The 20,069-nt window shown below is 60.5% G+C and carries 23 protein-coding genes; 13 read left to right on the top strand and 10 right to left on the bottom strand.

The features are described from left to right. Nucleotides 1-2: 2 nt before the first annotated feature. On the bottom strand, nt 3-749 hold the full coding sequence (locus tag E4O97_RS02290) for a LytTR family DNA-binding domain-containing protein (protein WP_005792437.1): 747 nt from the start codon (nt 747-749) through the stop codon (nt 3-5). 501 nt (nt 750-1,250) lie between these two features. Here E4O97_RS02290 and argH point away from each other — a divergent pair. Beyond that, on the top strand, nt 1,251-2,645 hold the full coding sequence (argH, locus tag E4O97_RS02285; RefSeq protein ID WP_005792438.1) for an argininosuccinate lyase: 1,395 nt from the start codon (nt 1,251-1,253) through the stop codon (nt 2,643-2,645). A gap of 97 nt (nt 2,646-2,742) precedes the next feature. Here argH and E4O97_RS02280 read toward each other — a convergent pair whose 3' ends face one another. After that, nucleotides 2,743-3,402 carry a glutathione S-transferase gene (locus E4O97_RS02280; RefSeq protein WP_248160803.1) on the bottom strand — a complete coding sequence of 220 codons (660 nt, stop codon included), beginning with the start codon at nt 3,400-3,402 and terminating at the stop codon, nt 2,743-2,745. A 126-nt stretch (nt 3,403-3,528) separates the two neighbouring features. On the opposite strand from E4O97_RS02280, the gene E4O97_RS02275 reads away from it, so the two are divergent. From E4O97_RS02275 to E4O97_RS02265, 3 genes are all read left to right on the top strand, one after another. Further along, nucleotides 3,529-3,813, top strand: a complete 285-nt coding sequence (locus E4O97_RS02275; RefSeq protein ID WP_032878776.1) for a hypothetical protein — start codon at nt 3,529-3,531, stop codon at nt 3,811-3,813. A gap of 95 nt (nt 3,814-3,908) precedes the next feature. Beyond that, nucleotides 3,909-4,163: a TIGR02647 family protein gene (locus E4O97_RS02270; RefSeq protein ID WP_003195403.1), complete on the top strand. Its 255-nt coding sequence runs from the start codon at nt 3,909-3,911 to the stop codon at nt 4,161-4,163. A 168-nt stretch (nt 4,164-4,331) separates the two neighbouring features. Next, a complete protein-coding gene (locus E4O97_RS02265) occupies nt 4,332-7,172 on the top strand; it encodes a class I adenylate cyclase (protein ID WP_078822618.1) in 2,841 nt (946 codons plus the stop codon). On the opposite strand, the gene rnk is transcribed toward E4O97_RS02265, so the two are convergent. From rnk to cyaY, 3 genes are all read right to left on the bottom strand, one after another. Then, nucleotides 7,169-7,579, bottom strand: a complete 411-nt coding sequence (rnk, locus tag E4O97_RS02260) for a nucleoside diphosphate kinase regulator (protein WP_005792442.1) — start codon at nt 7,577-7,579, stop codon at nt 7,169-7,171. The genes E4O97_RS02265 and rnk overlap by 4 nt on opposite strands. 131 nt (nt 7,580-7,710) lie before the next feature. Beyond that, on the bottom strand, nt 7,711-7,929 hold the full coding sequence (locus tag E4O97_RS02255; RefSeq protein WP_248133151.1) for a DUF1289 domain-containing protein: 219 nt from the start codon (nt 7,927-7,929) through the stop codon (nt 7,711-7,713). A gap of 2 nt (nt 7,930-7,931) precedes the next feature. Beyond that, nucleotides 7,932-8,264 (bottom strand): iron donor protein CyaY, encoded by a 333-nt coding sequence (cyaY, locus tag E4O97_RS02250; RefSeq protein WP_032878767.1) that lies wholly within the window; start codon nt 8,262-8,264, stop codon nt 7,932-7,934. A 238-nt stretch (nt 8,265-8,502) separates the two neighbouring features. Between cyaY and E4O97_RS02245 the strand changes: the two genes are divergently transcribed. Genes E4O97_RS02245 through E4O97_RS02220 form a run of 6 tightly spaced genes read left to right on the top strand, consistent with a single transcriptional unit; the run spans nt 8,503 to nt 13,085 of the window. Further along, nucleotides 8,503-8,670, top strand: coding sequence for a lipoprotein (locus E4O97_RS02245; protein ID WP_003195417.1), 168 nt, complete (start codon nt 8,503-8,505; stop codon nt 8,668-8,670). A gap of 9 nt (nt 8,671-8,679) precedes the next feature. Then, nucleotides 8,680-9,927 carry a diaminopimelate decarboxylase gene (gene lysA / locus E4O97_RS02240; protein ID WP_032878765.1) on the top strand — a complete coding sequence of 416 codons (1,248 nt, stop codon included), beginning with the start codon at nt 8,680-8,682 and terminating at the stop codon, nt 9,925-9,927. A gap of 3 nt (nt 9,928-9,930) precedes the next feature. Then, nucleotides 9,931-10,761, top strand: a complete 831-nt coding sequence (gene dapF, locus E4O97_RS02235) for a diaminopimelate epimerase (RefSeq protein ID WP_078822621.1) — start codon at nt 9,931-9,933, stop codon at nt 10,759-10,761. A gap of 13 nt (nt 10,762-10,774) precedes the next feature. Further along, nucleotides 10,775-11,491 (top strand): DUF484 family protein, encoded by a 717-nt coding sequence (locus E4O97_RS02230; RefSeq protein ID WP_005792447.1) that lies wholly within the window; start codon nt 10,775-10,777, stop codon nt 11,489-11,491. A 2-nt stretch (nt 11,492-11,493) separates the two neighbouring features. Beyond that, nucleotides 11,494-12,393: a tyrosine recombinase XerC gene (xerC, locus tag E4O97_RS02225; protein ID WP_032878757.1), complete on the top strand. Its 900-nt coding sequence runs from the start codon at nt 11,494-11,496 to the stop codon at nt 12,391-12,393. Continuing rightward, on the top strand, nt 12,390-13,085 hold the full coding sequence (locus E4O97_RS02220) for an HAD-IA family hydrolase (RefSeq protein ID WP_248160802.1): 696 nt from the start codon (nt 12,390-12,392) through the stop codon (nt 13,083-13,085). The genes xerC and E4O97_RS02220 overlap by 4 nt, the downstream gene beginning before the upstream one ends. A gap of 194 nt (nt 13,086-13,279) precedes the next feature. On the opposite strand, the gene sutA is transcribed toward E4O97_RS02220, so the two are convergent. The 4 genes from sutA to glnK form a co-directional block, all read right to left on the bottom strand. Next, nucleotides 13,280-13,612 (bottom strand): transcriptional regulator SutA, encoded by a 333-nt coding sequence (gene sutA, locus E4O97_RS02215; protein ID WP_032878753.1) that lies wholly within the window; start codon nt 13,610-13,612, stop codon nt 13,280-13,282. Between the two features lie 102 nt (nt 13,613-13,714). Next, nucleotides 13,715-14,140: a secondary thiamine-phosphate synthase enzyme YjbQ gene (locus tag E4O97_RS02210; RefSeq protein WP_005792453.1), complete on the bottom strand. Its 426-nt coding sequence runs from the start codon at nt 14,138-14,140 to the stop codon at nt 13,715-13,717. Between the two features lie 209 nt (nt 14,141-14,349). Beyond that, nucleotides 14,350-15,687 (bottom strand): ammonium transporter, encoded by a 1,338-nt coding sequence (locus E4O97_RS02205; protein ID WP_032878752.1) that lies wholly within the window; start codon nt 15,685-15,687, stop codon nt 14,350-14,352. A gap of 34 nt (nt 15,688-15,721) precedes the next feature. Then, on the bottom strand, nt 15,722-16,060 hold the full coding sequence (glnK, locus tag E4O97_RS02200) for a P-II family nitrogen regulator (RefSeq protein WP_002555808.1): 339 nt from the start codon (nt 16,058-16,060) through the stop codon (nt 15,722-15,724). A gap of 422 nt (nt 16,061-16,482) precedes the next feature. Between glnK and E4O97_RS02195 the strand changes: the two genes are divergently transcribed. Both E4O97_RS02195 and E4O97_RS02190 read left to right on the top strand, forming a co-directional pair. Beyond that, complete coding sequence (locus tag E4O97_RS02195) at nt 16,483-16,746, top strand: accessory factor UbiK family protein (protein ID WP_005792456.1); 264 nt, start codon at nt 16,483-16,485, stop codon at nt 16,744-16,746. A gap of 215 nt (nt 16,747-16,961) precedes the next feature. Continuing rightward, on the top strand, nt 16,962-18,458 hold the full coding sequence (locus E4O97_RS02190) for a YifB family Mg chelatase-like AAA ATPase (protein ID WP_005792457.1): 1,497 nt from the start codon (nt 16,962-16,964) through the stop codon (nt 18,456-18,458). A 6-nt stretch (nt 18,459-18,464) separates the two neighbouring features. Here E4O97_RS02190 and E4O97_RS02185 read toward each other — a convergent pair whose 3' ends face one another. Further along, nucleotides 18,465-19,040: a TetR family transcriptional regulator C-terminal domain-containing protein gene (locus tag E4O97_RS02185; protein WP_032878749.1), complete on the bottom strand. Its 576-nt coding sequence runs from the start codon at nt 19,038-19,040 to the stop codon at nt 18,465-18,467. Nucleotides 19,041-19,152: 112 nt separating this feature from the next. Here E4O97_RS02185 and E4O97_RS02180 point away from each other — a divergent pair, with 112 nt between their 5' ends. Then, entirely contained in the window at nt 19,153-20,067 is a 915-nt protein-coding gene (locus E4O97_RS02180; RefSeq protein WP_179119857.1) for an ABC transporter six-transmembrane domain-containing protein, read from the top strand. Nucleotides 20,068-20,069: the final 2 nt, after the last annotated feature.

Here is a 20,069-nt window from a genome sequence, read left to right as displayed (position 1 = left end):
GGCTAAAGCTGCTGCATCATCTTGCGCACGCCGGCGACATGGCGTCGGCTGACGATCAACGCATCGCCATTGAGCCCCTTCAGGAAGAGCTGAAAGTGCCCCAGGGGTGTGCGCTGCAAGCGCTCAATACGTTCGCGGGCTACCAGCGCGTTGCGATGGATACGCACAAAACGGTCGCCGAATTCATCCTCAAGAGCCTTGAGCGGCTCATCAAGCAGCACTTCGCCGGCTTCATGGCGCAGGGTCACGTACTTGTGATCGGCAATAAAGTAGACCACCTGGTTGAGCGGGATCAGCTCGATGCCTTTGCGGGTGCGCGCACTGATGTGGCTGCGTGGCCCGTTACCACTTTGGGCCGCAGGCTGGGTCAGTGCGGCAAGTTGGGCACGGCTGGGACGCTCGGCTTTTTTCAAGGCTTTGAGCAAGGCCTCGGCGGTGACCGGCTTGACGAGAAAACTGACACCGCTGTCTTCCAGCGTCTGTGCAGAGAACTCTTCCTGGGCCGCGCACAACACCACGGCAGGTGGCGATTCGCGTTCGCTCAGGCGGGCAGCGACTTGCAGGCCATCAAAGCCCGGCATACGGATATCGAGCAGCACCACATCCGGCTTGAGGCTGTCGATCAGCGTCAACGCCTCCTCACCGCTGGTGGCACTCGGTTCAAGGACTGTATAACCCTCGAGTTCACTGACAAGACGGCTCAGTCGCTCGCGGGCTTGGGGTTCGTCATCAACGATCAGGACATTCATATTGCGCTGGATTCCTGCGTGAGTCTCGCACAAGGATAGCGTAGACAGGTGCGGTGACTTGCGTCACAGCGATCCACGCTAAGACTAGCGCGAGCGGCAAAAAGTGCCCTGAGAGCGGCACCCAAATTTACCCGGACCTGTTCAATAGCGCCCAAGACCTGCTGCCTTCGGGCATCGTCGTAGGGTTCACTGATACACAATCCGAATACCCCCCTGTTTAATGGATAGTCTGGTTATGACCGCATCACCAGACTTTGGTGCATTCACACACTAGCAGTCCAACTGTAGACGCTCACTGAGACGATATTGCTCAATCGTCAAATATCGTTTCAATAAGTACGTATCTCCAGTCTCGTCCCGGATGCGTTCGGCGGCAAGGCACTTAGCCATCTACGACACAAATAAAATTGCCGATCACCCGCGGCACCGCCTTCACGGGCAACCCTGTTATTATCGCCGGTACACCTTCATGCCTCTTTCAAGCAGATCACGAGCGAATCCATGAGCACCGACAAGACCAACCAGTCCTGGGGCGGCCGCTTCAGTGAACCCGTCGACGCCTTCGTCGCGCGCTTCACCGCCTCCGTCACCTTCGACCAGCGCCTGTACCGCCACGACATCATGGGCTCCATCGCCCATGCCACGATGCTGGCCAAGGTCGGCGTGCTGACCGACGCCGAGCGTGACAGCATCATCGACGGCCTGACCACCATCCGCGGTGAAATCGAGGCAGGCACGTTCGACTGGCGCGTCGATCTGGAAGACGTGCACATGAACATCGAGGCACGCCTGACCGATCGCATCGGCGTGACCGGCAAGAAACTGCACACCGGCCGCAGCCGTAACGATCAGGTAGCTACCGATATTCGCCTGTGGCTGCGCGATGAAATCGACCTGATCCTGGCCGAAATCACCCGCCTGCAAAAAGGTCTGCTGGAGCAGGCCGAGCGTGAATCGGACACCATCATGCCCGGCTTCACTCACTTGCAGACCGCACAGCCAGTGACCTTCGGCCACCATCTGCTGGCCTGGTTCGAAATGCTCAGTCGCGATTACGAGCGCCTGGTCGATTGCCGCAAGCGCGCCAACCGTATGCCGTTGGGCAGCGCTGCGCTGGCTGGCACCACCTACCCGATCGACCGCGAGTACACCGCACAACTGCTGGGCTTTGACGCCGTGGGCGGCAACTCCCTGGACGGCGTTTCGGACCGGGACTTCGCCATCGAATTCTGCGCCGCTGCCAGCATCGCGATGATGCACCTGTCGCGCTTCTCCGAAGAGCTGGTGCTATGGACCAGTGCCCAATTCCAGTTCATCGACCTGCCGGACCGCTTCTGCACCGGCAGCTCGATCATGCCGCAAAAGAAAAACCCTGACGTGCCTGAGTTGGTGCGCGGCAAGAGCGGCCGTGTATTCGGCGCGCTGATGGGCCTGTTGACCCTGATGAAAGGCCAACCACTGGCCTACAACAAGGACAACCAGGAAGACAAGGAACCGCTGTTCGACGCCGCGGACACCCTGCGTGATTCGCTGCGCGCCTTTGCCGACATGATCCCCGCGATCAAGCCCAAACACGCGATCATGCGTGAAGCAGCCCTGCGTGGTTTCTCCACGGCAACCGACCTGGCGGACTACTTGGTGCGCCGTGGCCTGCCGTTCCGTGACTGCCACGAAATCGTCGGCCACGCGGTGAAATACGGGGTGGACACCGGCAAGGACCTGGCGGAAATGAGCCTGGAAGAACTGCGCCAGTTCAGCGACCAGATCGAACAGGATGTGTTTGCCGTGCTGACCCTGGAAGGCTCGGTAAATGCCCGCAACCATGTGGGCGGCACTGCGCCGGCACAGGTCAAGGCAGCGGTCGTGCGCGGCAAAGAATTGCTCGCCAGCCGCTAAAACTTTGGGAGGGGGCTTGCTCCCGATGGTGGTGTATCAGCTAAGATTTTCTTACCTGATACACCACCATCGGGAGCAAGCCCCCTCCCACATTTGCTCACCTTTTGGCCGCAATCATCGCCATGAATGCAGGCATCGCCGCCTGCCTGTCCGCCTCGACCTTCTGCGCGTTGGGCATTTCATTCAGGCGCCCCAGCAAGGCCTTCGCCTGCGGCAACTGCTCCAGCAGGTCCAGCCCGAACAGCTTCTCGCCCACGCCGCACGCCAGGTTCAGGCTGTACATGAAATACAAATCCGCAATGGTGAAGTGCTCCCCAGCCACATAAGGCGCGAACTTACCGTGCCGACCTAACGTACCGATCCCAAGCAGCAGCTCGGCCCTGGATTTCTCCTTGATCGCCTCCGGCACCGTCATGCCGAAAAAAGCCTCGGCGAAACACGCTCGCGCAGGCAGTTCGATGTAGAGCTCGATTTCACGGCACAGCGCCAGCACCTGAGCCCGCTGAAAAGGGTCGGCCGGCAGCAATGAAGGGCCTTCCTGAGTGTGTTCGATGTACTCCAGAATCACGCTGGTTTCATTGATAAACCCTTGCTTGACGCCCAGCGCCGGCACTTTGCCTCGCGGGCTCACCGCCAAGGCTTCGGGTGTCTGGCCTGCATAAAAAGGCACCTCCTCGAAAGCCAGCCCTTTCTCCAGAAGTGCAAGCTTGACCATGTTGTAGTAGTTACTGACTGAAAATCCGTAGAGCTTGAGCATTGCAGATGCCTCCAGGCCGGGTGTGGGGTTGGCTGCAAGAGTTATAGTTCCAGGCGCCCGGCCTGACCAGCAGCATCACCTGCCTGAATGGCGGTAGACTGGCACCCTTTCCTTGAGGAGCCTGCCATGAGCGAGCCGACCGATATCGACAATGACGAAGAAGAATTCACCGAAACCACGCTGATCGAAGCCATCGAAAACCAGATCGAAAGCGACAACCCGCCAGCGGCCAAGGCAACGTTCAACAAACTGACCCTGGTGGGCTACGAGCGCGACGACATCCTGAATCTGATGGCTCACGTGCTGGCCTTCGAGATTGATGCCATGCTGGACGAAGACCGTGCATTCGATACCCAATGGTATGAAACAGCGCTGCGAGCATTGCCGGAGTTGCCGCCTGAAAAGGAATAACCCCAGTACGCAGCAACACGCTGGACAGTTCGGCAAAGTGCGTTCACCTTATGGCCTGCTAGCCTCTAATAAATTTTAGAAAGTCTGGAGTCCTTATGTCGTATACCCCTGAGTTGGTTGCCGAACTGGAAATCCTTGTACTCTTCCCCTTGGACAGCACCAAGGAGGGCTTGAAAGTCCATCAGACCGCCGCTCCTACCGCCATCGCCGCTGCCAAGCGCCTCCATGCGAAAGGACTGATCGATCAGCCGGACGGGGGCTACCTGACGAGCCTTGGCCGGGATGCTGCAGAGCAGGCTCAAACCCTGCTGACCATTCTGACCACTGCCAGCACCAAAGAAGCTGCCTGACACCTGATCCCGCCCATGGGGTCCGCCCGTTGCGGACTCCGAGGGCGCTGTTGTGTGGCGCAAAAATTCTGACGCCAAAAAGCCACTTCCCTCTAAAACTCCTACGCTACTGTCTGTAGACTCCTGCATGGCTGCCCACGTCGGGCCCAGCGAGCCACCGAGTTCGACATGACCCGCACCCACGAAATCCGCCCCGATCTGGACGAAGGCATCGACCGCAAGGTGCTGACCCAGTTGCGCGCGCGTTTCATGGCCCTCAATGAGGGCCGCATGGCCCGGGCTGTCGAGGGGCTGACACCACGCCAACAAGGCGTGCTGACTTTGTTGCCGCTGTTTTTCCACGTCAATCACCCACTGTTGCCGGGCTATGTCTCCAGCAGCACCCCGGCGGGGCTGTCGAATTTCGAACCTGACGCCCAGGCCCTGGCCGAAGCCCAACGCCTGACCCGCTCGTTCTCCTATAAACCGCGCCATGGCAACCCGCCCCGCCCCATCCACGGCCTGTTCCTGATGGGCAGCCTCGGCACGCTGGCCCAGGCCGATCAAAGCGATATGGACGTGTGGGTGTGCCACGCCCCCGACCTGGACGAAAGCGAACTGGCAGAGCTGCGCAAGAAGTGCCAACTGCTGGAAGCCTGGGCCTTGAGCATGGGCGCCGAGGCGCATTTTTTCCTGATCGAACCTACGCGCTTTGTCCTGGGTGAACGCGATACGCAACTAAGCTCCGACGATTGCGGTACTACCCAGCACTACCTGCTGCTGGACGAGTTCTACCGCACAGCCATCTGGCTGGCCGGGCGCACGCCGATCTGGTGGCTGGTGCCGGTCTACGAAGAAAAGCGCTACGCCGAATTTACCCACGCCCTGATTTCCAAGCGGTTTATCCGCGCCGATGAAACCCTCGACCTGGGTCACCTGGCCCATATCCCGCCGGGCGAGTTCATAGGTGCCGGGCTGTGGCAATTGTTCAAGGGCATCGAGTCCCCGTACAAATCGGTGCTCAAGCTGCTGCTGACCGAGGTCTACGCCAGCGAACATCCGCACGTGCAATGCCTGAGCCTGCGTTTTAAACGGGCGGTGTTCGCCAATCAGGTCGATCTGGATGAGCTGGACCCTTACATCATGGTCTACCGCCGCATCGAGGAGTACCTCAAGGCCCGCAACGAGCCGGATCGCCTGGAACTGGTACGACGCAGCCTGTACCTGAAGATCAACCGCAAGCTCAGCGCCGGCCAGCGCACCGCCACTTGGCAGCGACTGCTGCTGGAACGCCTGGCCCAGGAATGGGGTTGGGACCAGCGCCAACTGGCCCTGCTGGACAGTCGCAGCCAGTGGAAAGTGCGTCAGGTTGCTTCCGAGCGCCGCGCCCTGGTCAATGAACTGAACTACAGCTACCGTTTCCTCACCCAGTTCGCCCGCAGCGAACAGACTGCCAGCCTGATCAACAAACGCGACCTCAATGTACTGGGCCGGCGCCTCTATGCGGCGTTCGAACGCAAGGCCGGCAAGGTTGAGTTCATTAACCCAGGCATCGCCCCGGACCTGGCCGAAGACACCCTGACCCTGGTGCAGTCTCCCAACCGCAAGGAGCCGGGCCAGCACCATTGGGGTTTGTATAACGGCAACCTGACAGCCTTGGAATGGGAGCACTTCGCGCCGATCAAACGCAGCCGGGACCTGCTGGAAATGCTCACCTGGTGCCATCGCAACGGCGTGATCGACAGCAGTACCCGCCTGGCGCTGCACCCCGGTGTCAGCGACATGACCGAGTTCGAGTTGTTCAACCTGCTGGGCAGCCTGCAACAGACCATCGCCCTGCCCCTGGCCAGTGTCGATGAGAGCCGCTTGCTGCGCCCGGCAGTGCCCGAAGAGGTGCTGTTGCTGATCAACGTCGGGGTTGACCCGCTCAAGCATCATCGCGACCTGAATATCCTGATGACCACCGAGCGCACCGACTCCCTGAGCTACGCCGGTGTACGCGAAAACCTGGTGCTGACCCTGGACCAGGTCATGCTCAACAGCTGGAACGAGGTAATGGTCAGCCGCTACGACGGGCCCCACGCCCTGCTCGACTGCCTGCGCGACTACCTCAACCAACTACCGCCGGGGCATCTGCCACGGCTGCGGGTGCGCTGCTTCTGTCACAACCGTGCGCAGTTCATTGCCCAGCGTGTAGAAGAGGTGTTCGACACCGCACAACACCTGCTGCTTGGCCAAGGCAATCATCGTTACCTGTTGCAGGTGCAACAGCATTATCACGTCATGGAACTGACACCGGGCCAGGCCAATCATGTGTCACTGCCAACCCAGGACGCGCTGATTGCCTACCTCAGCGAGGAACTGGCCAGCTACAGCCCTTGGCACCTTGACGTCATGGCCCTGGAAGACCATGACCTGGCGCTGCTCCTGCCTATGGGCCAGGCCGACTGCGTGCAAGTGTTCTATCGAGTCAATGAACACTTCGCCCAGCTGTATGTACTCGACGAATTCAACGCGCTTTGGCAGCAGCGCTTACCGTTTCATGATGAACAAAGCTTGCTGGCACCGCTGCAACGCTTCCTGCAATCGATCCTCTATCGCCGCCAAGCGCTGTCGTCCCTGGATGCCCGACAGCCCCTGAGTGAAGTGCACACCTTGTACTATCAGTTATTGCCATCGGGCAGCAGCCGCGCGCGCGGCGTAGAGCCACGACCGGCGCCGCAAACCCCTGCCAACAAGCCGTTTTATGACGTGCAGGCAATTATCGGCAAAGGCGCGCCTGGCCAGGTAGGGATCACCCTTTACTGCAATCAGCGGGAATTTTGCGAACTGGAATTTGGCGACCAACTGTTTGCCGTGGTCGCCCGGGAGATCGTCGGGCAACGCCGGGAAACCGAACGTTACCGTTGCTACATCACTGATCTGGACTTGTCAGGACTGCTCGGTGATGTGCAAAGCCCGAGCAATTTGTACCTGCGCTACAAAGCCGAACTGGAACAGTCCCTCAATGCCGCACTGGGCCAGATTTAGAGCGAGAAAGCCCCGCCATCCTTGGGCTGGCCTTCGACACTGAGCAATTCCAGCTTGAGCGTTTTGCCACCCGGTGCAGGCCAGTCGATATGCTGGCCCACTTGCAGCCCCAGCAAAGCACTGCCTACCGGAGCCAGGATCGAGATCTTGCCTTCGTCGGCGTTCGCGTCCTTGGGGTAGACCAGCGTCAGGTGATAGTCCTTGCCACTGCTTTGCTCACGGCAATGCACGCTGGAGTTCATGGTCACGACACCCGCAGTCACTTCATCGTGACCGACCACGTCTTCGGCGCGGTCGAGTTCGGCTTGCAACGCTTCGACGCCGGGAAACTCGTCGCCCAAGCGGTCGATCAGTTGCTCAAGACGCTGCACGTCAAGACGGGTAAGAATGATGGAAGGTGCGGTCATGATTCAGGCAGACTCCTTTTTTCTGCACAAAAAAGCAAAACCCCGCCAGAAAAAGGCGGGGTTCTCACGGACCTCGATGAGTTGAGGTGTACCCGGACACTACCACAGCGTCACAAATAAACAAGATGCTGTCAGGCTTGGGCCTTGCGCTGCTCAGCTTGCGCGCAGATCACCCGGCGCCGCGCATCGTCGGCGGAGCGCCATTCACGGATGTCTTCCACGTGGCGGAAGCAGCCGAGGCAGACTTTCTGCTCGTCCAGGCGACACAAACTGATACAAGGTGACGGCACCGCCGGGCTGACATTGCTGAACAGCGGCTTGGGCGTGCGTACAGGTACAGGCTGGGTCACGGTCAGATCTCTTCGAAATCCAGCTCGGCGCCGGTATATTCCTCGACGAGGCGCGCGAGCATTTCGCCCAGCAACTCTTCACTTTTGTCGCACTGCCATTTGCCGCTTTCTTCGTCGTAGTCGAAGTGAACGCCACCGGAGCGCGCAGCCAGCCACAGCTGACGCAGCGGCTCCTGGCGACTGAAGATCAGTTGCGGGCCGCTCTCGAACTTGACGGTCAGCACACCAGCCGAGTTTTCCAGATCCACATCCAGGTCGCTGTCGTCGAAAATATCTTCCAGCTTCTCCTGGGTGGCATCCACCAGGTCGTGAAAACGGGCTTCGGTCAAACTCATTGTGGCAACCTCAAAAGTGTCTGGTTTTGCTCAAGCGGGGCACAATACGGACGCGCTTCGCCGATTGCAAAGGATACCGATTTCATAACAGATGGCAGTACGAAATATCATCAAGTAGCGTAGCCCGCTTCTTGTGCTCCTCGGCAAAGCCCCGCCGGACGGGTAGTGCGGCGCATAGGCAAGCTGCCGGGTGGTCGGTATACTCGGGCGCAATTAATGCATATTCAAGGATTTCGCCATGAAGCGCCTGATCTCTTCCCTTGCTGCGCTCGTCGCGGTCGCTTGCCTCGTTAGTGCCTGTGGCCAGAAAGGCCCGTTGTACCTGCCGGATGACAGCAAAGATCCGAATGAACAGGCGCAATCGTCGCAAAAGCCGTCAAAAGCGCATAAGCACGACACCTACTAAGGGAAACTTATGGACGCTTTTAACTACCGGGACGGCGAGCTGTTCGCGGAAGGCGTGGCGCTGTCCGCGATTGCCCAGCGCTTTGGTACCCCGACCTACGTGTACTCCCGTACGCATATCGAAGCCCAATACCGCTCGTTCACTGACGCCCTCGATGGCGTGCCGCATCTGGTGTGCTACGCGGTCAAGGCCAACTCCAACCTGGGTGTGCTGAATGTCCTGGCGCGCATGGGCGCCGGTTTCGACATCGTCTCCCGTGGCGAGCTCGAACGCGTATTGGCCGCCGGCGGCCAGGCTGAGAAAATCGTGTTCTCCGGCGTCGGCAAGACCCGCGAAGACATGCGCCGCGCCCTGGAAGTCGGCGTGCATTGCTTCAACGTCGAATCCACCGACGAGCTGGAGCGCCTGCAAGTCGTTGCCGCCGAGATGGGCGTTCGTGCGCCGATCTCCCTGCGCGTCAACCCGGATGTCGACGCCGGCACCCACCCGTACATTTCCACCGGTCTCAAAGAGAACAAGTTCGGCATCGCCATCGCCGACGCCGAAGAGGTGTACATCCGCGCCGCGCAACTGCCGAACCTGGAAGTGCTGGGTGTCGACTGCCATATCGGCTCGCAACTGACCACACTGCCACCCTTTCTGGATGCCCTTGACCGTCTGCTGGCCTTGATCGATCGTTTGGGCGAGTGCGGCATCTACCTGCAGCACATCGACCTGGGCGGCGGCGTCGGCGTACGTTATAGAGACGAAGAGCCACCGTTGATTAGCGACTATATCCAGGCCGTGCGCGAACGCATCGAAGGCCGCGACCTGACGCTGATGTTCGAGCCGGGCCGCTATATTGTCGCCAACGCCGGCGTGCTGTTGACCCAGGTCGAGTACCTCAAGCACACCGAACACAAGGACTTCGCCATCGTCGATGCGGCGATGAACGACCTGATCCGCCCGGCGCTGTACCAGGCCTGGATGGATGTCACCGCCGTGACGCCTCGCGCAAGCGAAGCACGCACCTATGACATCGTCGGCCCGATCTGCGAGACCGGCGACTTCCTGGCCAAGGATCGTCAGCTGGCCCTGGAAGAAGGTGATCTGCTGGCCGTGCATTCGGCGGGTGCCTATGGGTTTGTCATGAGTTCCAACTACAACACTCGCGGCCGTGCCGCCGAGGTGCTGGTGGACGGTGATCAAGCATTTGAAGTGCGTCGCCGCGAGACGGTAGCCCAGTTGTATGCTGGCGAAAGCCTGCTGCCGGAGTAAGCCATGCTGCTGCGTTTTACCAAGATGCACGGGCTGGGCAATGATTTCATGGTTCTGGACCTGGTCAGCCAGCACGCGCACATCCTGCCCAAACACGCCAAACAGTGGGGCGATCGTCACACCGGCATCGGTTTCGACCAGTTGCTGCTGGTGGAGGCGCCGAGCAACCCGGAGGTGGACTTCCGCTACCGGATCTTCAATTCCGACGGTTCCGAAGTGGAACAGTGCGGCAACGGTGCGCGCTGCTTTGCACGCTTTGTGCTGGACAAGCGCCTGACGGCCAAGCGCCAGATTCGCGTCGAAACCAAGGGCGGTGTGATCGAACTGGATATTCGCAGTGACGGCCAGATCAGCGTCAACATGGGCGCGCCACGCCTGGTGCCGGCGGATATTCCGTTCCAGGCCACCGAGCAGGCCCTCAGTTACCCGTTGGACGTGGATGGCAAAACCGTGGATATCGCCGCCGTGTCCATGGGCAACCCCCATGCGGTGCTGCGGGTCAACGACATCAATAACGCCCCGGTGCACGAACTGGGGCCGAAGATCGAACATCACCCGCGCTTTCCAGCGCGGGTCAATGTGGGCTTCCTGCAGGTGATCGACCGTACCCGCGCGCAATTGCGCGTTTGGGAACGCGGCGCCGGCGAAACCCAGGCTTGCGGTACCGGCGCTTGTGCCGCTGCCGTAGCCGCGATCAGCCAGGGGTGGATGGATTCGCCGCTGCTGATCGACCTGCCCGGTGGACGCTTGTCCATCGAATGGGCAGGCCCTGGCCACCCGGTGATGATGACCGGGCCGGCCTCGCGTGTATACGAAGGACAGGTCCGTCTATGAGTGAGCCAAGCCAATGACCGATAAGCCTCAAGTACCCGCACACGCTACCCCGAGTGAAAGCCTGGAGGCCGCTGCTGTCGCGGCGTACCTTGAGGCTAATCCGGACTTCTTCGTCGAGCATGAAGAACTGCTGCCGGCCTTGCGCATTCCCCACCAGCGCGGCGATACCGTGTCGCTGGTGGAACGACAGATGAAGATCCTGCGCGAGCGCAATATTGAAATGCGCCATCGGCTTTCCCACCTGATGGACGTGGCCCGCGACAACGACCGCTTGTTCGACAAGACCCGCCGCCTGATCCTGACCCTGATGGACGCCGCCAGCCTGGAAGAAACGGTGATCGCCGTGGAAGACAGCCTGCGCGAGGACTTCCAGGTGCCCTTTGTCAGCCTGATCCTGTTCAGCGACAACCCGATGCCGGTGGGTCGCTGGGTCACAGGTGGTGAAGCACAGACAGCCATCGGCGGCTTGCTGTCCGAAGGCAAGACTGTCAGCGGCACCTTGCGTGAACATGAACTGGACTTCCTGTTTGGCGCCGAGCAGCGCAAGCAGATCGGTTCTACCGCCGTCATCGCCGTCAGCCATCAAGGCTTGCACGGCGTGCTGGCCATCGCCAGCCGTGACCCTGCGCACTACAAAAGTTCGGTGGGCACGCTGTTCCTGACCTACATCGCCGAAGTACTGGGCCGCGTCCTGCCGCGCCACACCACCACACTGCGCGCGGTGCGCTGACCATGGAGCGGCAACTGGACGCCTACTGCGCTCACCTGCGCAATGAGCGCCAGGTGTCGCCCCACACCCTTGAAGCCTATCGGCGGGACTTGAACAAGGTCCTGGCCTATTGTGAGAAACAGCACGTCAGTAGCTGGAAAGCCCTGGATATTCAGGCCCTGCGCAGCCTGATCGCCCGGTTGCACCAGCAAGGCCAGTCCTCGCGCAGCCTGTCTCGCCTGCTGTCGGCAGTGCGCGGCCTCTATCACTATCTCAATCGCGAAGGCTTGTGCGATCACGACCCGGCCAATGGCCTGTCCCCGCCCAAAGGCGAGCGGCGCCTGCCCAAGACCCTGGATACCGATCGTGCCTTGCAGCTGCTCGATGGTGCGGTAGAGGATGACTTCCTGGCCCATCGCGACCAGGCAATCCTTGAGCTGTTCTATTCTTCGGGCCTGCGCCTGTCGGAGCTGACAAGCCTGAACCTCGATCAGTTGGACCTCGCCGATGGTCTGATACAAGTGCTCGGCAAAGGCAGCAAGACCCGCGTACTGCCGGTGGGCAGAAAAGCCCGCGAAGCCTTGCAGCTATGGCTGCCACTGCGCCTTTTGACCAACCCGGCGGACGATGCGGTGTTCGTCAGCCAGCAAGGCCGACGCCTGGGGCCCCGAGCGATCCAGCTTCGGGTCAAGGCCGCCGGCGAGCGGGAGCTGGGGCAGAATCTGCACCCGCACATGCTGCGCCATTCCTTCGCCAGCCACCTGCTGGAGTCCTCCCAGGATCTGCGCGCCGTACAGGAACTGCTCGGCCACGCCGATATCAAGACCACTCAGATCTATACACACCTGGACTTCCAGCACCTGGCAACGGTGTACGACAGCGCCCATCCCCGGGCCAAACGCATCAAAGGCAGCGACTCATGAGTATCAAGCTGATCACCTTCGACCTGGACGACACCCTCTGGGACAACGTACCCGTCATCATCAGCGCCGAAGCGTCGATGCGCGAATGGCTGGCGCTCAACGCCTCCAAGGTCGGGGACCTACCCCTGGAGCATTTCGCCAGCCTGCGCCAGCAAGTATTGCAGCGTCATCCCGAGCTCAAGCACCGCATCAGCATCCTGCGCCATCGGGTGTTGATGCTGGCATTCGAAGAGGCCGGCTATCCCCAGCCTGAAGCGTCGCAAATGGCGGATGTGTGCTTCGAAGCGTTCATCCATGCACGTCACCAGCTCACCGTGTTCCCGGAAGCCGAGCCGATGCTCAAGGCGCTGCGCCAGCACTTCCTGCTGGGGGTGATCACCAATGGCAATGCCGATGTGCAGCGCGTTGGCCTGGCGGAGTACTTCCATTTTGCCTTGCGCGCTGAAGATATCGGCATCGCCAAGCCGGACGCGCGGCTGTTTGACGAAGCGTTGCAGCGTGGCGGGGTGGACGCCAGTGCGGCCGTGCATGTGGGCGATCACCCTGGGGATGATATCGCCGGGGCACAGCAGGCCGGGTTGCGGGCGGTGTGGTTTAACCCGACGGGCAAAGTGTGGGATGCGCCAAAGCGCCCGGATGCAGAGATTCGTAGCCTGACAGCACTACCGGAGTTGCTCCTCAGCTGGCAGTAACACTAGAGATCCAACTGTGGGAGGGGGCTTGCTCCCGATTGCGGTGTATCAGGTACCCAATGTACTGGCTGACACACTGCAATCGGGAGCAAGCCCCCTCCCACATTTAGAACACCACAAGGCTCGGATAAATCATCAGGCATGAAAAAGCCCGCAGCGACGGCGGGCTTTTTCTTACAAGCAGGAGGCAGACCTTAGATAGGTCGGCTGCCGTACTTGTTATCCGGCTTCTTCGGTGGGTCTGCAACCACGTTAGCCTCGACTTCGACCACTTTGCCGCCTTTAGCGAGGAACTCTTCCATCGCACGGGCCAGGGCATCGCGCTCTTTGTTCTTGGCTTCAACGCTTGGCAGCTCGTCTACCGAAACAGCAGCCTTGGCTTTGCCTTTGGCTTTGGGAGCCGCGTCATCGGCACCGCCATCCTCGGCATCGTCAGCAACGTCTTCCGCCGCTACTTCAAGACCTTCTTCGGTGTCGTCTTCATCACCTACTTCGAGGTCGTCTTGTTCCAGATCATCGTCGCTCATGTTCTACCTCATGACTTGCGAAAAGCAGATTAGTTATAGCCCAGCTTCACCCTCTGTCGAGGTCGCCGGAAAAAAATCAACATCCACCGGATTTCCAGTGGCTTATGCCTCTTCACCGTGCAAGGTGGCGAGGACTTTACGAGCACCGCCATGATCACGGTGCTCGCCCAGATAAACACCTTGCCAGGTCCCCATCGCCAAGCGGCCGGCCTTGACCGGCAAACTCAGCTGGCAACCCAGCAGACTGGCCTTGAAGTGCGCCGGCAGATCATCCGGACCTTCGTCGTTGTGTTCAAACCCTGCGCGGCCCTGTGGCACCAGCAGGTTGAAAAAACGCTCGAAGTCACGGCGAACCGCCGGGTCGGCATTCTCGTTGACGGTCAACGAGGCCGAGGTGTGCTGCAGCCACAAATGCAACAGGCCCACACGGCAAGCCTTCAATTCAGGCAAGCCGGCAAGCAACTCGTCCGTTACCAGATGAAAGCCCCGGGGCTTGGCCCGCAGGGTAATCAGGGTCTGTTGCCACATACAGTTCTCCGCCCATCGGCGCGCATTCTAGCGCGCTCTGGGAAAAAACAAAGTGCCGAATACGCCTTCATGCCTGTAAGACATTTGCACTCTGAAAAGTGCCGTGTGGATCCCATCACAAAGTTGATAAAAAACCCATACACCTTTAGCCAAAGACAAACACCAGACAAAAAAATGCCCGGCAAGCCGGGCATGTTTTTTTCGCGTACTTACAAGTTGTAGCCGCGCTCGTTGTGTTGCGCCAGGTCGAGGCCCACAGCCTCTTCTTCCTCAGTGACACGCAGGCCCATGACCATGTCCAGCACCTTGAGGATGACGAAGGTCACGATGGCTGTATAGATCACAGTGAAGCCTACGCCTTTGCACTGGATCCAGACCTGGGCAGCGATATCGGTCACGGTGCCGAAACCGCCCAGTGCCGGGGCTGCAAACACACCGGTGAGGATCGCACCGACGATACCGCCGATACCGTGCACACCGAAGGCGTCCAGGGAGTCGTCGTAGCCCAGCTTGCGCTTGAGGCTGGTGGCGCAGAAGAAGCACACCACACCGGCAACCAGCCCGATCACCAGAGCACCCATCGGGCCCACGGTGCCAGCGGCTGGCGTCACGGCGACCAGGCCGGCCACCACACCTGAGGCAATGCCCAGTGCACTTGGCTTGCCGTGAGTGATCCACTCGGCGAACATCCAGCCCAGCGCCGCAGCAGCCGTGGCAATCTGGGTCACCAGCATCGCCATGCCCGCCGTGCCGTTGGCCGCCGCAGCGGAGCCGGCGTTGAAGCCAAACCAGCCGATCCACAGCATGGCCGCGCCGATCAAGGTATAACCCAGGTTGTGCGGTGCCATTGGTGTAGTCGGGAAGCCTTTACGCTTGCCCAGCACGATGCACGCCACCAGGCCCGCCACACCCGCGTTGATGTGCACGACGGTGCCGCCGGCGAAGTCCAGCACGCCCCAGTCCCACATCAGGCCACCGTTGCCGCTCCAGACCATGTGCGCGATCGGCGCGTAGACCAGGGTGAACCAGATAGCCATGAAGATCAGCATCGCGGAGAACTTCATGCGCTCTGCGAAGGCACCGACGATCAGCGCCGGGGTGATGATGGCGAAGGTCATCTGGAAGGTGATGAACACGGCTTCCGGAAACAGCGCCGCAGGCCCGGTGATGCTGGCCGGGGTGACACCCGCCAGGAACGCCTTGCCCAGGCCGCCGAAGAAGGAGTTGAAGTTGACCACACCCTGTTCCATACCGGTGGTATCAAACGCGATGCTGTAGCCGTAGACGACCCACAGGATGCTGATCAAGCCGGTGATGGCAAAGCACTGCATCATCACTGACAGAATATTCTTGGAGCGGACCATGCCGCCGTAGAACAGCGCCAGGCCAGGGATGGTCATGAACAGCACCAAAGCGGTGGCGGTCAGCATCCAGGCGGTGTCGCCGGAGTTGAGGACTGGAGCAGCCACTTCGTCTGCCGCCATGGCCAGGCTTGGCATTACGATGGACAGCAGGGCTCCGAGCCCTGCGAATTTACGCAGAGTCATAGTGTTTTCTCCTGGGGCGTTGGGGTTTGGCGGCTTAGATTGCGTCGGTATCGGTTTCGCCGGTACGGATGCGAATAGCCTGTTCCAGATTGACCACGAAGATCTTGCCGTCACCGATCTTGCCGGTGTTGGCCGCCTTGGTTATCGCCTCGATAACCCGGTCAAGATCCTTGTCGTCAATGGCGACATCAATCTTCACCTTCGGCAGGAAATCGACTACGTATTCCGCGCCACGATACAGCTCGGTATGACCCTTCTGCCGACCGAAGCCCTTGACCTCAGTAACGGTAATGCCCTGCACGCCGATCTCGGACAGTGACTCGCGTACATCGTCCAACTTGAACGGCTTGATGATGGCAGTGACTAGCTTCATGAAAACTCTCTCCCGAATTGGTGGACTTGCCCCAGGAAAACAAACCCGTCTCAAGTCTAAGCGCAGTGCCTGGCTTTGTAACGCATCGTCGCCTCGGCATTTGCCGTTGCGACGCCAGCGATCCACTGGTGACGAAACCTGTACCCCTGATCCGTCGGCGCACTGCATTCGTCACAGCGACTGCATCAGTGCATGGGTCATGATCGTCTAAGCAGAAACCTTGCCAGCTCCGTAAAAACCACTGAAATCAGTCCCTTGCTCACTTGTGCCCACCCACGGGGCGTGCGTGTGGCCGCAATGCGCATCAAAACGGTGCGCAGCCGCCCGCTTTGATGCGCGAAAACCGTGCGCAACGCGGCATGAAAAAGACTATAGACGCTGCGTGATACACTGCTGGCCAACTGTTTTCCGGAATGTTTCCCATGCTCGCGCCCAAAGACCTCCTCGACGCCCTGAGCGGCCACGCCTCTCGCCTGTTCAGCGGCGACACCCCGCTGCCCCGCAATGAAATCGAAAGCCAGTTCAAGGCATTGCTGCAAAGTGGTTTCAGCAAGCTCGACCTGGTCAGCCGGGAAGAGTTTGACAGCCAGATGGTGGTGCTGGCCCGCACGCGTGCGCGGTTGGAGAGCCTGGAGGCGAAGGTGGCTGAACTTGAAGCACGGTTGGCGCCATCCTCTGCTGAATAAACACGGTTAGTGTGGGAGCTGTCTTGCCTGCGATGGCGGTGCATCAGCGGATGATTCTTTGCTGACATACCGCTATCGCAGGCAAGCCAGCTCCCACATTTGTTTTGCATTGCCGCCCGGATACGTTCTGTAAAATCTCCCTCGCCCCGCTCCGTCCCACCTCGTCTACCCTTGAAAAACCCGCAGGAAGCGGCCCACCCATTCAAGGAACGAGCATGTCCCTCGCTATCGTGCACAGCCGCGCCCAGGTCGGCGTTGAAGCCCCCGCCGTCACCGTTGAAGTGCATATGGCCAATGGCTTGCCATCGCTGACGCTGGTGGGCCTGCCGGAAACTGCAGTGAAGGAAAGCAAGGATCGCGTTCGCAGCGCCATTCTCAACTCGGCGCTGCAATACCCGGCCCGGCGCATCACCCTCAATCTCGCGCCCGCCGACCTGCCCAAGGACGGCGGGCGCTTTGATCTGGCGATTGCCCTGGGGATCCTGGCGGCCAGTGTGCAAGTGCCGGCCTTGATGCTTGATGACGTGGAGTGCCTTGGTGAGTTGGCGTTATCGGGCGAGGTACGGGCGGTGAAGGGTGTGTTGCCGGCCGCGCTTGCGGCGCGCAAGGCCGGGCGCACCGTGATAGTGCCCAGGGCCAATGCCGAGGAAGCCTGCCTGGCGTCGGGGCTCAAAGTGATTGCGGTGGACCACCTGCTGCAAGTGGTGGCGCACCTTAATGGGCATGTGCCGATTGAGCCCTACAGGTCCGACGGCTTGCTGTACTTGAACAAGCCTTACCCGGACCTGAGTGAAGTGCAGGGCCAACTGGCAGCCAAGCGCGCCTTGCTGATTGCGGCGGCCGGCGCACATAACCTGCTGTTCAGCGGGCCACCCGGTACCGGCAAAACCCTGTTGGCCAGCCGCCTGCCGGGCTTGCTGCCACCGCTGAGCGAGCAGGAGGCGCTGGAAGTGGCCGCGATCCAATCCGTGGTCAGCCTGGCCCCCCTGAGCCATTGGCCCAATCGCCCGTTTCGCCAGCCGCACCACTCGGCATCCGGCCCGGCGCTGGTGGGTGGCGGCTCGAAGCCGCAGCCGGGGGAAATCACCCTGGCCCATCACGGCGTGCTGTTTCTGGATGAGCTGCCGGAATTTGATCGCAAGGTACTGGAGGTGCTGCGCGAGCCATTGGAGTCGGGGCATATCGTGATCTCCCGAGCCAGGGACCGGGTGAGTTTCCCGGCACGCTTCCAATTGGTCGCGGCCATGAACCCCTGCCCGTGCGGCTACATGGGCGAACCCAGCGGGCGTTGTCGGTGCACGCCGGAACAGATACAACGCTATCGCAACAAGCTATCCGGGCCGCTGCTGGACCGGATTGATTTGCACCTGACAGTCGCGCGGGAGGTCACTGCGCTGAGCCCCTCCCAACAGGCCGGTGACACCACCGCGCAAGCGTCCGCCCAGGTGGCGCAAGCCCGTGAACGCCAGCACCAGCGCCAGGGTTGTGCCAATGCATTCCTCGATCTGCCACGGCTACGCGAACACTGCCAGTTGACCAAAGCCGATGAAAGCTGGCTGGAAAGCGCGTGCGAACGACTGACATTATCGCTGCGTGCAGCCCATCGGTTGCTCAAGGTGGCTCGCACCCTGGCGGACCTTGAGCAAGTGGAAGGCATCGCCCGCCATCATTTGGCGGAGGCGTTGCAGTACCGACCAGCCGCTCATGGCTAGCACTTGTCAGGCAAAATCCAGCAGCAGCCTCGCCACTTCCAGCACCTCTTCCAGCACCGCTTCTGCCGACTCTGCGGAAGGCTTGAGCATCAGGTCATCGGCATAGCCCATCGCCAGGGCGAAGATCTGCCGTGCAGCGCGCTGACACGACTCGCAGCGAAAGACGCCATCGGCAACGCCCCGCTCGATCACTTCGGCAAGCATGCCTTGCCACTGGGCGTTGATCACCAGGTAAGCCTGGGCCATTTGCGGGTCGTGCATGGCTTCGTCCCAGGCGTCGAGCCACAGCGCCCAAGCGGCGTCAGCGGTACTGGGCAGGCAGTCGCGCAAGAACCCCATTAGCGCCTCCAGCGGTGGAGCATCGGCCAACGGCTCGCGCACTTCATCCAATTGCTCATTGGCAAAGCGCACAAAAGCTTCGCGACGCAGTTCATTCCAGTCACTGAAATAGTGATAGACGTGACTGCGTGACAGCCCGGCATGTTCGGCCAAGTCACGGGTGGACACCGCGGCAAAGCCCTTGCTGCGAAACAGCTCAAGAGCGGCGGCGATGATCTGGTCTTTACGGTCGATACGCGACATGGGCAATTCCTTCGGGCGCCGGTAGATGAGCGGCGCTTGCTTTTTGAGCGATCGCTCAAGGATACTTGAGCAGTCGCTCAATAATAGCGTCTATCACTCCTTTGGTGCACCCATGACATCCGTCACCCCCCAAATTCTGATCGAAGAAAGCCAGAAAATCGGCCAGCAGTCCGCCAGCCAGACACTCAAGGCTATTGCCAAAGCCTATCCCGGCAAGCTGTCTTGCACCTTGTCGCTGGTGGCGCTGGAGAACGCACTGTTGTTGGCCTATCCGCTGTTTGCCGGGTTCGCGGTGGATTCGATTATCCGCGGCGACGCCACCAGTGCGTTGTTCTATGCCGCCGTGGTCATGGCGTTCTGGGTGGTCGGGGCGGCACGGCGAGCGCTGGATACACGCACGTTCACGCGCATTTACGCCGACCTTGCGGTGCCAGTCATCCTCAACCAGCGCCAACAGAACCACAGCACCTCGAAATCAGCGGCACGGGTGGTGCTGGCACGGGAATTTGTCGACTTCTTTGAAAAGCACGTGCCAATCATCGCCACGGCGTTGGTGTCGATTGTGGGCGCGGCGGTAATGTTGATCGTGATTGAGCCATGGGTAGGCATGGCCTGTCTGGCCGCGCTGCTGCTGTGCATGACCTTGTTGCCACGCTTTGCACAGCGCAATCAGGAACTACACGAGCGCCTGAATAACCGCCTGGAGAAAGAAATCGGCCTGGTCGAAAAGGTCGGCGCGCCGACCCTGCGACGTCACTACCAGGTGCTGTCGCGCCTGCGCATCTGGCTTTCAGACCGCGAGGCTGCGGCGTACCTGTTTCTCGGTACGCTCGCGGCTTTGCTGTTTGTGGTCGCGATCAGCCAGTTGGCCTTGTCCCCAGGGGTCAAGGCCGGCCACATCTACGCGGTGATGACTTACCTGTGGACCTTCGTGACCAGCATGGATGAAGCGCCAGGTATGGTCGACCAACTGGCGCGGCTCAAGGACATCGGCAAGCGCGTAGACCCAGGGTTGGGCGACCACTAAGC

This window comes from Pseudomonas sp. W15Feb34, from assembly GCF_023127765.1.
Lineage (GTDB): Bacteria > Pseudomonadota > Gammaproteobacteria > Pseudomonadales > Pseudomonadaceae > Aquipseudomonas > Aquipseudomonas synxantha_A.
This window is presented reverse-complemented; position numbering and strand designations above follow the sequence as displayed.